Source organism: Corallococcus macrosporus DSM 14697, assembly GCF_002305895.1.
Lineage (GTDB): Bacteria > Myxococcota > Myxococcia > Myxococcales > Myxococcaceae > Myxococcus > Myxococcus macrosporus.
The window spans coordinates 1,136,132-1,148,304 of sequence record NZ_CP022203.1 but is presented as its reverse complement, the minus strand read 5'-3'; the positions used below and the strand labels follow the sequence as shown (position 1 = coordinate 1,148,304).

Below are 12,173 nucleotides of genomic sequence, written 5' to 3'. Positions count from 1 at the left end.
CCCCAATGCACTACTATCTCATCCTACTCAGGCCACGTAAGAACTTAGATTACTGCTTCATTGACAAACACCCTGAGGGACTCGGCCTCCTGAGCTACAAGATTGGCCATGGAGAACCGATTGGAGCCGATTACCCTACTGATGCCCGTGTCTACATGACCGATCGGTATCAGGGAATGCAGATCTCTGACCTGATTGAAAATGCTCGCAGCATGCTCATCGTCAGTAAACGGGTCAAGGAAGTCTTCGAGCGCGTCAACCAAGGTCCCGTGGAGTACCTGCCAGTCGCCATCTACAACCACAAAAAACGCGTTGCATCCACGGACCACTTCATCATCAATCCAATCGGAACCGTGGACTGCCTCAACTTAGAGGCGTCGGAAATCGAATATCACAACGACAAGATCGTAAGTGTCGACAACCCTGTATTGGACCCTGCCAAGCTCAAAACCGCTCCTCACCTCTTCAGGGTGCGCGAACACTCCTATTCATATCTTTTCAGCGAAGTCATGTTTCAAGCACTGCGCGCGCTCGACCCACGCCCGACCAACTTCGTTCTCGACCAACTGGCTCAAGTCCCCTCGCAGCCTTCGGGTGCCCCACCTGTCGCATGAGGTCCATCCATCCAGAGGCGCCTCCGAATCAATCTCACAGGGACCGTCGATTGCCTCAACCTGGACACACCGGACATCGGGTATTTCAAAGACAAGGTCATCCACGCCCAGGATCCTGTCCTCGACCCAGCCAAGCTTGAGCATGTACCCCATCTCTTCCAGATGCGCGAACACGCGTACTCGGGCCTGATGAGTGAAGTCATGCTCCAAGCATTGCGCACGCTCAACCCGCGCCCAACCAATTTCCTGCTCGACCGGGTGCCGGCGAAGTCAACAGACACCCAGCCAGATTGATGCAATGGCTGCCCACCGCTGAAGATTCATAGCGCGCCGCATCTTTCACAAACACCGAACATCAGGCATCGTTGAGGCTCTCTTTCCGGAGCATCGACCATGACGCTGGATGCCGGAGCGAAGCTGCTGCATGCGGTACGTGAGTTGGCCCCTGCCCTCTCCGCTCGCAGTGGGGAGATTGAACAGGCACGGCAGCTCCCCCTGGACCTCATCGCCACACTGAAGGACATCGGCGTCTACCGGATGCTCGTCCCCCGCAGTCACGGCGGCCTGGAGCTGGACCTCGTCACGGGCCTGGACGTCCTCTCCGAGCTGGCCCGCGCGGACGCCTCCACCGCCTGGACGATGATGATTGCATCGGAGAGCCCTCAGCTCTTCGCCCTCCTCCCCCGCGAGGAGTTCGACGCCATCTACGCCCCGGGGCCGAACGCCACCGGCGGTGGCGCCTTCAATGCCCAGGGCCAGGCCGTGCAGGTGGACGGCGGTTACCGCGTCACCGGCCACTGGAACTTCGCCACCGGCTGCCGCCAGAGTGAATGGCTGTTCGGCAACTGCGTCGTGCTCGGCCCGGACGGAAAGCCCCGCCCAGGCCCCGCCGAGGGCCTGCCCGAAACACGCGCCATGCTGCTCCCCGCCAGCGAGGTCCGCATCATCGAGCACTGGGACGTGCTCGGCCTGCGCGGCACCGGCAGCCACGACATTGCCATCGACGCCTTCGTCCCCCAGAAGCGCACCTTCGACATCTTCACCGGCCAGCCCTGCGTCACGGGCCCCAACTTCGTGGTGCCAGTGCTCCACTACGCCATGCACATCGGCGCGGTGGCGGTGGGCATCGCGCAGGGCGCGGTGGATGACCTGCTCGCCATCGCCCGCTCGGGCAAGCGGCGGCTGTACGCGCGCACGTCACTCGTAGACTCACCCGTGTTCCGCAATCGCCTGGGCCGCGCAGAGACAGGCGCCCGCGCCGCCCATGACGCCCTCCGCCGCATGGGCGAGGTGTTCTGGGAGGCCTGCCAGGAGTCTCCCATGCGCGCCTTCAGCCTCGCGCCCCAGGTGTCCTCCACCCTGACCTGGGCCGTGGAGACGGCCGCCGAGGTGGTGACGGCCTGCTACCACGCGGGCGGCGCGACGTCGGTGCGCGACGGCGCCTCACTCCAGCGCCGCTTCCGCGACATCCACACCCTCACCCAACACGCGGCCGTGGCGGAGGGCTGGTTCACCCAGGAAGGCAGCGCCCTCCTGGGCTTCCCCGTCCTCTTCGAGGCCTGACGACGCGAAGCTACGTCCGCGTGGCGCGCAGCTCCGCGCGGCGTCTGCCACGCCGCGCCAGGGCCGTCCGCCACGAGTCCCGCGTCCGCACGGTGCTGGACACGCGCCTGCACGGCGCCCTCAAAAGCAAGAGGCCGACCCTGTCACAGGCCGGCCTCCGCGCGTCTTCACCTGAAGCGTGGGCTCAGTTGATTTCCGCGCACGGGAAGAGCTTGTTGTACGCACCACACGTGCGGAGCGTGGCCAGCAGGAGCTGCTCGGCGTTGGCCGCGCGGCCGGACGCCTCCTCGCTCCGGGCCCGCTCGCGCTCGGCCAGCAGGTTGAGCCAGGGGTCCCTCGAGCCGTGGGCGTAACGCTGCACCGCCTTGAGCGCCTCGGCGTCCCGCGCCGCCTCCCCGGTGTGGAGCAGCGCGCCGACGTACAGGTCCGTCTCCTGGGAGACCCGCAGCCGCTCCAGCAGACCCGCCACGACCTCGCCCTGCACCAGCCGCGCGTACTCCGCCGCCAGCGGCGCGCGCACCCGGAAGTCCCGCGCCGCCACATCCCGCACGTAGTCCTGGAGCACCGTGCCTTCACCCAGCCGGTCCAACGCCGCCGCCAGCGGCAGCAGCGCGGTCGCCGCATCCATCGAGGCCGCCGTGCGCACCGCCTCATAGAGCGCCGCGCGCGTCACCGCCGGCTGCTGCTGTACCAGGTACGCCGCATCCACCGGCTTCCCGGTGAGCTGCGTCCACGTCTCCCGGACCTGACGCCGCCACCGGGCGTCCTCCGCCTCACGCAGCGCGCGCAGCTCCTCCGCGCGCTTCTCCGCGCCCGCCTTCCATCCCGCCTCCTGGCCCGGCAGCGCCGCGACGTCACGGAACGACGCCTCGGCCTGCTTCAGCAGCCCCAGGCCCCGCAGCGCCAGGCCCCGGTTCCACAGCGCCTGCGCATGCCGCGGCTCCTGGCGCAGCGCGCCGCCCAGCAGGTTCAGCGCCTCCTCCCACCGCTGGCCGCTGAGCGCCACCACCGCCCGGTCATTGTCCTTGTCCGCGGACGCCGGCGCCCGCGCCAGGAAGGACTCCGCCTGCTGCCAGTCCCCGCGCAGCGCGTAGGCCGCGGCGATGCCCCGGAAGTCCTCCCGCTCCTCCAGGTCCGCCAGGGGCCGCAGCGGCAGCGGATTCTCCGCGCTGGACGTGCCGCGCATCGGCTCGTAGGGCCGGAAGCGGTCCGCCATGGGGTGGCTGAGCCGCGCCTCCAGGCCCCGCACCTCCGCGCCCGCCAGCCACACGTCGACAGGGGCCTCCGGCTGCGCCTGGAAGTGGAACACGCCCACCGCCGCCAGCCCCGCGGCCAACGCCACCGGCACCACCGCGCGGGACACCCGCTGCAGCCACGGCCGCAGCGGCGTCACCTTCTCCGGCAGCGCTGGCTCCGGTGCGGGCTCGGCGTTGGCAGTGCCCAGGGCGCGGGAGGCCAGCAGCTCCAACTGAAGCAAGTCCCGCAGGCCTGCCTCGCACTCAGGGCAACGGCCCAGGTGCTGGCGAAAGGTCTCCGCGTCGGGAGCGGACAGCTCTCCGTCCACGAAGAGGTGCAGATTGGTGCATGGCGTGTTCATGAGCTCGTGGCCCCCTGCTCCCGGGCTACCGCCACCTGGGGCAGCAGCAGTTCCTTCAAATCCCTGCGGGCCAGGGTGAGCCAGCTCCCCACGGTGCCCACGGGAACGTTGAAATGCTCGGCGATGGCGTTGTAGCGCTTGCCCTCCGCGTGCAGCCGGTAGGCGTCACGCAGGTGGGGCTTCAGCCGCTCGATGGCCTTCTGGAAGGCGTCGGTGCTCACCAACTCCCAGTTCTCCTGGGTCTCCTCTGGTGACACCGCCAGGTCCTGGACCAGCGCCAGGTGCGGCATGCCCCGGGACTCCGTCCGCTGACGGCGGCAGTAGTCCAGGAAGCGGTTGGTCATCGTCGTACACAGCCACGCGGCCGCGGCGGAGTCCGTCCGGTCCTTCAGATGCGCGAACTCCGGCATCGCCCGCTCGAAGGTCTCCTGGACCAGGTCCTCTGGCTCCAGGCTGGACCGGGCACACAACCGGCGGGCCAGCCCCAGGAGGCTGGGCCGATGCTGACGGATGAACGCTTCGAAGCGCCTCCGTTCCCGGTTGAAGAGGTTGGACATGCAGCCCCACTCACATGCGCGCCTGCGCGTTTCCCAGTCAAAGACGCGCGGCGGCCCAATCCTTGAGAAGAAAAAGAAGGACCGGGGCGGAAAAATGCCCGGGAGGGTGGAAAACCCCGCCCGGGCCTGGAGCTCAGCGGGCCTGGCTGGCGCTCGGATGCTCCGGCCCGGCCAGGGGAGGAACCGCGGGCGGCGGCAGCGGCATCCGCTTGCGCGGGGCGACGCTGGCCGTGTCGCAGTTGACGTAGGTGTTCTTCACGTGGGCTTCGCCGGATTCGGAATCCAAGCTACCGGACATGAGGGATTCGACGGGCGTCATGAGCGCTCGCACCTCTTGGTGGGGATGGTCTGAAAGCTAGACATGGATGATACGGACAACACGTACAGTCCTTATCATGACACGCGCCAACCCCGCGCATCTGACGGGGTGATTCGCGACATGGAATTCACGGAGTTCTGAATGAACAGGGAAGACTCGCGCCTGGCAATGGAATGGCACACCTGGCTGGCGGAAAACCTCGCCCTGGGCGTGAGCGCGGAGGACGCGCAGCAGGTGTTGGTGAACGCGGGCGTGGAGGCGGCGCTGGCGCAGCGCGAAGTCGCCGCGGCGCAGGCCCACCCCTATGTGGTGGCGGCGCGGCGGATTGGCCGGCGCTACGAATGGCTGGAGGCGCTGTCGGACCTCTACGCGGAGCTGCACCGCCAGTCCGGCGCGCTGACGTTGGAGAAGCGCCGCGGGGTGAGCCCGGAGGAGTTCTTCTCCCGCTACTACTTCGGCCACCGGCCGGTGGTGCTGCAAGGCTTCATGGAGGACTGGCCGGCGATGCGCCGCTGGTCGCTCGCGGACTTCCGGGAGCGCTTCGGGGACGTGGAGGTGGAGGTGATGACCGGGCGCGACGGCAACCCGGACCATGCCTCGCAGCCCGACAAGCACCGCCAGGTGATGGCGCTGCGGGACTACGTCCACCGGGTGGAGACGGCCGGTGAGTCGAACGACTTCTACATGGTGCCGCGCAACGAGAACTGGAAGCGCGACGGGCTGGCCCGGCTGCGCGAGGACATCCGCGCGCCGGCGGGCATCATCGACCCGGAGCTGCGCCCGGACATGACGACGCTGCTGCTGGGCCCGTCGGGCACCGTCACCCCGCTGCACCACGACAACATGAACGTGCTGCTGGGCCAGGTGCTGGGCCGCAAGCAGGTGCGGCTGGTGCCCTCCTTCCAGCGCCACCTCGTCTACCCGCGCCATGGCACCTTCAGCGCGGTGGACGCGGCCAGCCCGGACCCGGCGCGCTTCCCGCTGTATGGAGAGGCCACCGTCCTGGAGGGCGTGGTGGAGCCGGGCGAGCTGCTCTTCCTGCCCGTGGGCTGGTGGCACTGGGTGCGGGCGCTGGACGTGAGCGCCACCGTCACGTTCCATCATTTCCAGCTCCCGGGAGGCAACACGCACCTGAGGACTCCACAGTAGGCGGCAGGCAACCCGCCGCGCGCCGGGCTCAATAGGACTCCACCAGGATGACGTGCCGGGTCCACCCGGCGCGGCTGTCCCGCTCCAGCCAGCGCTGGCGCTCGTCGCGCAGAGCCACCGCGGGCGCGGCGCCCTCGCGGATGCGGCGGCGCACCCCGTCGAAGAAGCGGCCGGCCGCGTCCGGGATGTCCACGGTGGACGCCAGCACCGCGCGCGCGCCCGCGTCGATGAAGGCCGCGGGCAGGCTGAAGGGCTCATGGCTGGTGGTGGTGCTCGCCGCGCGCCCGGCGCTGCACGCCGCAAGGAAGACCATGGGCGCCCCCGTGAGCTTCTGCTGGCGCACCACGTCCGCGGTGAGCGCGTAGCGGCCGCTCGTCTCTGGCGACAGCACCACCAGCGACGCATCCGACAGCGAGGGGTCCATGATGCCGTGGGCGTGGATTTCGATTTCGGTGGCGTCCCGCATGTCCGCCAGCACCCGCGCGGGCGTGGCGTCCGAGCCGGAGAGCACCTGCAGCGGCACCGGCTCCGCCTCCTGAGACGGCAGCCACTGCGGCAGCCTGGGCAGTTGGAGCAGCGCGGGCGCGTCCACGCTGGAGACGACGAGCCGGCGCGCCGCCGGCGTGGTGCGCGGCTGGGCCGTGCGGCCGAGCCGGAAGCTCCAGGGCACCTCCGGGGGCAGCAGGTCCGTGCGGCCGAAGACGGGCGGCCAGGCCAGCACGTCCACGCGCTCGCAGCCGCGCAGCACCGCGCGCAGGCGCTCCGGCACCCACCGTGAGGTGTCCGCGCGGATGAAGGGCCCCTGCCGGTCCGCCTCGTAATGCCCCACCACCTGCCCCTGCGTGCCCCGGGCCACCAGCACCGTGCGCTCGCCATGCACCGCCGCCGCCAGGGCGCAGCGCTGGGGCACCGGCGTGCCGAGCTGCGTGGCCATCAGCTCCAGGGCCTGGGTGAACTCGCCCGCCTTGCCCGCGTCGGTGACGAGCGACGAATAGCTCAGCGCCCAGGCCTCGCGCGCCAGCGAGTCCCCCCGGGGCAGGGCCTCCGCCTCGGCGAGGGTCTGCTTCAGCAGCGCCGTCCCCCGCGCCCGGTCCGAGTCCAGGAGGAAGCGGCCCTCCACATAGCGGGCATACACCGCGTCGCTGGGCATGGGGTTGCTGTGGCTGGCCCAGGTGAGGGCCCGGCGCAGCAGCGCCTCGTCCCCCGGCTTCGGCCGGGTGCGCGACAGCTCCGCGAGGTTGACGGCGAAGAGCAGGCTGAGCGACTCCTTCTCGCAGGCGGCGTTCGCGTCCACCTCGCGGCGCGCGTCGTCCATGCGGTTGTCCAGGTAGTACGTGTGGGCCAGGTTCTCCCGGGGCCAGACGCAGTTGCCACGCCCGCGGGCGGACCACTCCTCCACGTAGGCGCGCGAGCTGGCGAAGTCCCCGCGCGAGCGGGTGATGGCGGCCAGGACCTCCAGGGCGGTGAACTCCATGTCCCACTCCCGGAGCTGGCGAGCCCAGGCCCAGGCGTTGCGGGTATGTTGCTCCCCCTCGGTGAGGCGCTGGAGGTCGGCGTAGAGGATGCCGAGCCGCAGCTCCAAATCCACGCAGCGCGCGGACAGGCCGCCCTCGCGGCAGCGCTGGAGAGCGCTGAAGAAGCGCTGCTCGGCCTTCCACCACTGGCCCTCGGCCGTCTCGCGGATGGCCTCCTCGCGTTCGACGTAGAGGTTGAACCAGGGGTCGTTCTGGCGCTTCGCGCGCTCCACCACCTGGGACAGCATGCGGCGCGTGGCGCGCGTGTGCACGGCGGCCCCCAGGAAGAGGTCGTCCTCCCCCGACGCCAGCACCCGCTCCAGCAGCGCGTCCGGCTGGGCCAGCTTGCCGCGGACCAGCGAGGCATAGTCGCGCGCCAGGGCGCCGCGGCGCGCGAAGTTCCGGCCGCTCACGCGCTTGACGTAGTCCGTCAGCGAGGAGCCGCCGTGGCCCCGGTCCAGCTCCTGCGCCAGGGGCAGCAGGGCCAGGACGCGCTCCTTCGTCGGCGCCGCGCGGACCGCATCATAGAAGACCTGCCGGACGATGCCCGGATCCCTGCGGGCCGCCTCCAGCGGCAGGGGGGCCTGGGGGTCGTCCACCAGCGCCAGCGTGGCCTCGCGCGCCTCCTTCCACCTGCGGGCCCGCTCCAGCGTCTCGTCGCGCTGCTCCCGGGCGTTGGCCTTGGCCTCGCGGCTCCAGCCCTGCTCGCCCATCAGCGCCACCTGCTCGAAGGTGTCCGCGGCCTTCATGGTGAGGCCCATGGACTGAAGCACCAGCGCGCGGTTCCACATGGCCTGGGGGTGCTTCGGCCGCGCCTTCAGCACGCCGTCCAGCAAGCGCAGGGCCTGCTCATGCGCGCCCCGGGCCAGGTACGCCGCGGCCAGATCACTGTCGCGGTCCGGCGAGGAAGGCATGCGCTCCAGGAAGGCGGCCGCCTGGTTCCACTCGCCCTGGAGGGCATACGCGGCGGCGATTCCGGACAAATCCCCCGCTTCCTCCAGCCGGGCCAAGTCCCGCAGCGGGATGGGCTCGGGGGGGACCGGGCAGCCGCCCGCCGAGGTGCGTGGCCGGTAGCGGTCCGCTTCGGGATGGGTGAGCCGGGCCTCGATGCGTGACGCGCCACGCCGCTCCGCCCAGAACTGCGCGGACACGGGGGCCCCGCTTCCCTTGGAAGGCGTACGGGCAAGCAGGACGGTCAACACCAACACGGGCGTGGCCAGCGCCAGGACCAGGACTTTGTCGTACGCCGGCTTCAACATACTGCCCCCTCGGGCGCCATCCCCGTCACAGCCGCCCAGCTACCGCGTTGTACACCATCCATCCTTCCCCACCGACCTCCGGGGGCCTGGATGATTTCTCCCGGATTTTTCGAGCCCCCCTCCCCTACCACCCGCCCACGCTCCGCCGGGTGGTCAGGCCGTGAACCAGGCGACCTGACCTGGAGACGGCTTGCGCCGAAAACCTTGAGTGCAGGCCATCCGCGCATCCCTCCGGAATCACTGCCCGCCGGGTGACGGAAGCCAGCGCGGCGCCGGGTGCCCGCACGCCCGTCCGCCCTTCACCAGGGACGGCGAGGCCCCGTCCGCCCGAGGGTTTTGCGAGAGGGCACGAGCGGGAAGTAGCACGTCCGCCTGAGTGTCCCACTGCGCCAACCTGGAACGAAAGGACCTCGCTTGACGCAGCTGCTTCGACTCGCCGCCCTGGTGTCTCTGATTCCCGCGTTCGCCTCCGCGGACGTGGTGTGGAAAGGCGACTTCGAGACGGGCAATACCTCGCAGTGGACGCGCAGTCAGAGCGTCTCCAACAGCCGTCTCCAGGTGGTGACGGACGTGGTTCGCGAGGGCCGCTATGCGTTGAAGGCCACGGTGCGCCAGGGCGATGACCCCATTGGCGCCAGCGGCAACCGCAATGAATTGCTCTACATCAGCCAGGAGCAGGCGGACTCCACCTGGTACTACAAGTGGAGCACCCTCTTCCCCGCGGACTACCCGCTCGACGACGGCTGGCAGGTCTTCGCGCAGTGGCACCAGATGGGCTGCTGCGGCTCTCCTCCGGTGGAGTTCTACGTGCGCGGTGAAGAGATGCACCTGCGCGTGGGCGGCGTGAAGGGCCAGGTGCTGTGGACGGCGCCGCTCAACCGCGGTGACTGGCACGACTTCGTGTTGCAGGTGAAGTGGTCGTCGGACGCGAAGAAGGGCTTCGTCCAGCTCTGGCACAACGACGAGGTCGTCGTGCCGAAGACGTTCATCGCGACGCAGTTCGGCAAGGAGCTGAACTACCTGAAGCTGGGCCTGTACCGCGACGACGCCATCCGTCCGGAGGCCAGCGTGTACCACGACGGCTTCACCATGGCCTCCACGCTGGAGGCGGTGATGCCGCCCCCGCCGGCGCCGGAACCCGCGCCAGTGCCTGAGCCCACGCCGGAGCCCGAGCCCACGCTCCCCGCGCCGGAGGAGGTGCCATCCGAGGAGCTCCCCGACGCGCCCATCGTCCAGACGCCCGACACACGGCCGCAGAGCCGCTGGGGCATCACCTCGCCCGAGGACCTCCTCAACCCGGAGGACCCGATGAGCGCTGGCGCCCAGGGCTGCAATGCCTCGGGCGGTGGCACCGCGGGGGTGTCCCTCACCGCCGCCATGGGGCTGCTCTGCTTCGCCGCGCTGTTCGCCCGGCGCCGCAAGCCCGCGCGGGTTCGCGCCGTCGCGCGGCGCTGAGCAGGCGGGGCCCGTGCGTCAGGGGTCCTTGAGCAGGGGGAGCCCCGCGGTGACCTTGGCCAGCAAGGTCCGCAGCGTGGTGCGCTCCTCTTCGCTCAGGGGCGCCATCAGCGCGGCGATCCGCCGGTAGTGGTCCGGCAGCACGCCTTCGAGGAGCTGCCGGGCCTTGGGCGTGAGGCGCACCGTGTACATGCGGCGGTCCTCCGGATGGTCCTCGCGGGAGATGAGGTCGTCCTTCTCCAGCGTGTCCAGCAGCCCCGTCATCGTGGCCCGGCTGACGCCCGAGCTCTCCGCGAGGTCCGCGGGCGTGAGCCCACTCACGCGCTCCACCGCGTCATCCTCGGTGGTGAGGAGGCGGACCAGCACCATGAAGCGCCCCATCGACAGGCCATGGCGGCCCAGGTGCGTCTCATAGGCCCCCGACAAGTCGTGCGAAGCCCGCAGCAGGGTGATGCACGTCTCGATGGCGCTCGCGTCGAGCTCTGGGAAGCGCAGCGCCAGACGCCGGAGCCGCTCGTAGCGCGGCACCGCCGAGGGTGTCGGGGAAGTAGGAGGTCGAGTAGACACGGCACTGGCCTCGTAAGGCTCCTAATGGTTTTAGGCAATCAGAAAGGTGGCGCCAGGCACTGGGGGCGGGCGGGCGACGGCCCGGGCGTTATGAGTGGACGGTGCCAGGTTGCCACCCGTGCGCTTCCTCGCTGGCGGACGTGGCGGTGCGGACGCTGGAGCTGCTTGGCACGCCGCGGCGCGCGCCCCTGGTGGGGTGAAGCGCGGCACGGTCGTCGCATAGGCTCCGGCGACCATGAATCCCATCGTCCATGCTGAGTTGGCCTGGCTCGCGGCGCAGGGCCTGCGTGAGCGCAGGGACCGCATCCTCGTCACCTGCGCGGGGCTGGCACCGGACCTGGATGGGCTCACGCTGCTCGCGGGCGAGGCGTCTTACGCCAGGTACCACCATGTCCTCTTCCATGGGTACGTGGGTGCCATCGTGACAGCGGTGGCCTGCGCGGCGCTGGCGCGTCAGCGGTTGCGGGTGGCGGCCTTGTCCCTGTTCGCCTTCCACCTGCACCTGCTCTGCGACCTCGCGGGCAGCGGTCCGGGCTGGCCCATCTACTACTCCTGGCCCACGAGCATGCGGGAGTGGTTCTGGGAGGGGCAGTGGGACCTGGCCTCCTGGCAGAACGCGGTCATCGGGCTGGCCTCCACGCTGCTGTGCCTGGCGTGCGCGCTGCGCTACCGCCGGACCTTCGTGGAGGTGTTCTCCGCCCGGTGGGACGCGGAAGTCACGCGCACGCTGCGCCGCCGGTTCCTCCGTGAGGATTTCGTGCGGGAACCATGACGTGATTGTCCATGCGGCCATCGCCAGCATGGACAGCCTGAACGGACACGGTGGAGTGTCATGGGCCGACCAGAGACAAACAACACGCCCACATCCAGACTCAGACATCCCTTCAGCAACCTCCAAGAAGCAAGAACTACCATGGGACGAATCGTCATCATCAACGGCTCACGAAGAGAAGGCAACTACTGGTCCAATGAAGTACACGGCAACTCGCTCTCACTCAACACGCACTGCGTTGCTGCCATGGAACTGGCAAGAGCACGTCAGCGGAATGATGAGACGTACGTGACCTTCGCGGGCGAGATAGTCAGGCACCATGGCCCTATCGTGCTGGAGCAATGGGAGCCCAATCGGGACTTCTTCACCCTGCATTTTGAAGGGGTGACTCGTCGCCCCAGTCAGATACTCAAGGCTCATGGGGACAAGGTTCTGGCTTGGCTGAAGCGGGGACAACATCTCGTCATCTGTGGCGATGGGAGCCCGACTTATATCAACATGGAGAACCGTCCACATCCAACGCCCTCCGAAGTTGTAGCGACGTTGCTCGCGGCGAATGTAAAGCCCAGGTAGAGACCGCGAGCACCTTCCTGACTGACTCCAGGAAAGAGCGAGGACAGGCAAGGCGCCTAGCTTCGCTCTATATCAGAAGTCCTGGCTACCTTTTCGTCCGTCAGAGCGTGCTGTCGGCTACGCCAGGGATTTCGAGCCTTGATTCACAGAGCCCTCGCGTGATTGAACGGGCGTGACCATGCGACTGCGAGCCTGTGCCACATTTCTACTCATTCTCTCGGCGTGCGCGACGTC

11 protein-coding genes are annotated in these 12,173 nt (G+C 69.1%); 6 read left to right on the top strand and 5 right to left on the bottom strand.

The window, feature by feature from the left end; translation table 11 throughout:
* The first annotated feature begins 5 nt into the window (after nt 1-5).
* Both MYMAC_RS04895 and MYMAC_RS04890 read left to right on the top strand, forming a co-directional pair.
* Entirely contained in the window at nt 6-614 is a 609-nt protein-coding gene (locus tag MYMAC_RS04895; protein WP_095957236.1) for an imm11 family protein, read from the top strand.
* 393 nt (nt 615-1,007) lie between these two features.
* A complete protein-coding gene (locus MYMAC_RS04890) occupies nt 1,008-2,177 on the top strand; it encodes an acyl-CoA dehydrogenase family protein (RefSeq protein WP_095957235.1) in 1,170 nt (389 codons plus the stop codon).
* A 184-nt stretch (nt 2,178-2,361) separates the two neighbouring features.
* Here MYMAC_RS04890 and MYMAC_RS04885 read toward each other — a convergent pair whose 3' ends face one another.
* The 3 genes from MYMAC_RS04885 to MYMAC_RS37145 form a co-directional block, all read right to left on the bottom strand.
* Nucleotides 2,362-3,774: a zf-HC2 domain-containing protein gene (locus tag MYMAC_RS04885; protein WP_095957234.1), complete on the bottom strand. Its 1,413-nt coding sequence runs from the start codon at nt 3,772-3,774 to the stop codon at nt 2,362-2,364.
* Nucleotides 3,771-4,331, bottom strand: a complete 561-nt coding sequence (locus MYMAC_RS04880; protein ID WP_013935886.1) for an RNA polymerase sigma factor — start codon at nt 4,329-4,331, stop codon at nt 3,771-3,773. The genes MYMAC_RS04885 and MYMAC_RS04880 overlap by 4 nt, the downstream gene beginning before the upstream one ends.
* 133 nt (nt 4,332-4,464) lie before the next feature.
* Nucleotides 4,465-4,629, bottom strand: a complete 165-nt coding sequence (locus MYMAC_RS37145) for a hypothetical protein (protein WP_170114698.1) — start codon at nt 4,627-4,629, stop codon at nt 4,465-4,467.
* Nucleotides 4,630-4,791: 162 nt separating this feature from the next.
* Here MYMAC_RS37145 and MYMAC_RS04870 point away from each other — a divergent pair, with 162 nt between their 5' ends.
* On the top strand, nt 4,792-5,799 hold the full coding sequence (locus MYMAC_RS04870) for a cupin-like domain-containing protein (RefSeq protein ID WP_013935889.1): 1,008 nt from the start codon (nt 4,792-4,794) through the stop codon (nt 5,797-5,799).
* A 28-nt stretch (nt 5,800-5,827) separates the two neighbouring features.
* Here MYMAC_RS04870 and MYMAC_RS04865 read toward each other — a convergent pair whose 3' ends face one another.
* Nucleotides 5,828-8,572 (bottom strand): CHAT domain-containing protein, encoded by a 2,745-nt coding sequence (locus tag MYMAC_RS04865; protein ID WP_095957233.1) that lies wholly within the window; start codon nt 8,570-8,572, stop codon nt 5,828-5,830.
* Between the two features lie 414 nt (nt 8,573-8,986).
* Here MYMAC_RS04865 and MYMAC_RS04860 point away from each other — a divergent pair, with 414 nt between their 5' ends.
* Nucleotides 8,987-10,027, top strand: coding sequence for a polysaccharide lyase family 20 protein (locus tag MYMAC_RS04860; RefSeq protein WP_013935891.1), 1,041 nt, complete (start codon nt 8,987-8,989; stop codon nt 10,025-10,027).
* A gap of 18 nt (nt 10,028-10,045) precedes the next feature.
* Here MYMAC_RS04860 and MYMAC_RS04855 read toward each other — a convergent pair whose 3' ends face one another.
* Nucleotides 10,046-10,594: a MarR family winged helix-turn-helix transcriptional regulator gene (locus tag MYMAC_RS04855; RefSeq protein WP_043709231.1), complete on the bottom strand. Its 549-nt coding sequence runs from the start codon at nt 10,592-10,594 to the stop codon at nt 10,046-10,048.
* 235 nt (nt 10,595-10,829) lie between these two features.
* On the opposite strand from MYMAC_RS04855, the gene MYMAC_RS04850 reads away from it, so the two are divergent.
* Nucleotides 10,830-11,366, top strand: a complete 537-nt coding sequence (locus tag MYMAC_RS04850) for a metal-dependent hydrolase (RefSeq protein ID WP_095957232.1) — start codon at nt 10,830-10,832, stop codon at nt 11,364-11,366.
* A 141-nt stretch (nt 11,367-11,507) separates the two neighbouring features.
* Nucleotides 11,508-11,939: a hypothetical protein gene (locus MYMAC_RS36645; protein WP_157757448.1), complete on the top strand. Its 432-nt coding sequence runs from the start codon at nt 11,508-11,510 to the stop codon at nt 11,937-11,939.
* The last annotated feature ends 234 nt before the right edge of the window (nt 11,940-12,173 follow it).

Coding starts and splice junctions, on each gene's coding strand:
- MYMAC_RS04895 (WP_095957236.1), top strand. CDS start 6: ATGCACTACTATCTCATCCTACTCAGGCCACGTAAGAACTTAGATTAC.
- MYMAC_RS04890 (WP_095957235.1), top strand. CDS start 1,008: ATGACGCTGGATGCCGGAGCGAAGCTGCTGCATGCGGTACGTGAGTTG.
- MYMAC_RS04885 (WP_095957234.1), bottom strand. CDS start 3,774: ATGAACACGCCATGCACCAATCTGCACCTCTTCGTGGACGGAGAGCTG.
- MYMAC_RS04880 (WP_013935886.1), bottom strand. CDS start 4,331: ATGTCCAACCTCTTCAACCGGGAACGGAGGCGCTTCGAAGCGTTCATC.
- MYMAC_RS37145 (WP_170114698.1), bottom strand. CDS start 4,629: ATGTCCGGTAGCTTGGATTCCGAATCCGGCGAAGCCCACGTGAAGAAC.
- MYMAC_RS04870 (WP_013935889.1), top strand. CDS start 4,792: ATGAACAGGGAAGACTCGCGCCTGGCAATGGAATGGCACACCTGGCTG.
- MYMAC_RS04865 (WP_095957233.1), bottom strand. CDS start 8,572: ATGTTGAAGCCGGCGTACGACAAAGTCCTGGTCCTGGCGCTGGCCACG.
- MYMAC_RS04850 (WP_095957232.1), top strand. CDS start 10,830: ATGAATCCCATCGTCCATGCTGAGTTGGCCTGGCTCGCGGCGCAGGGC.
- MYMAC_RS36645 (WP_157757448.1), top strand. CDS start 11,508: ATGGGACGAATCGTCATCATCAACGGCTCACGAAGAGAAGGCAACTAC.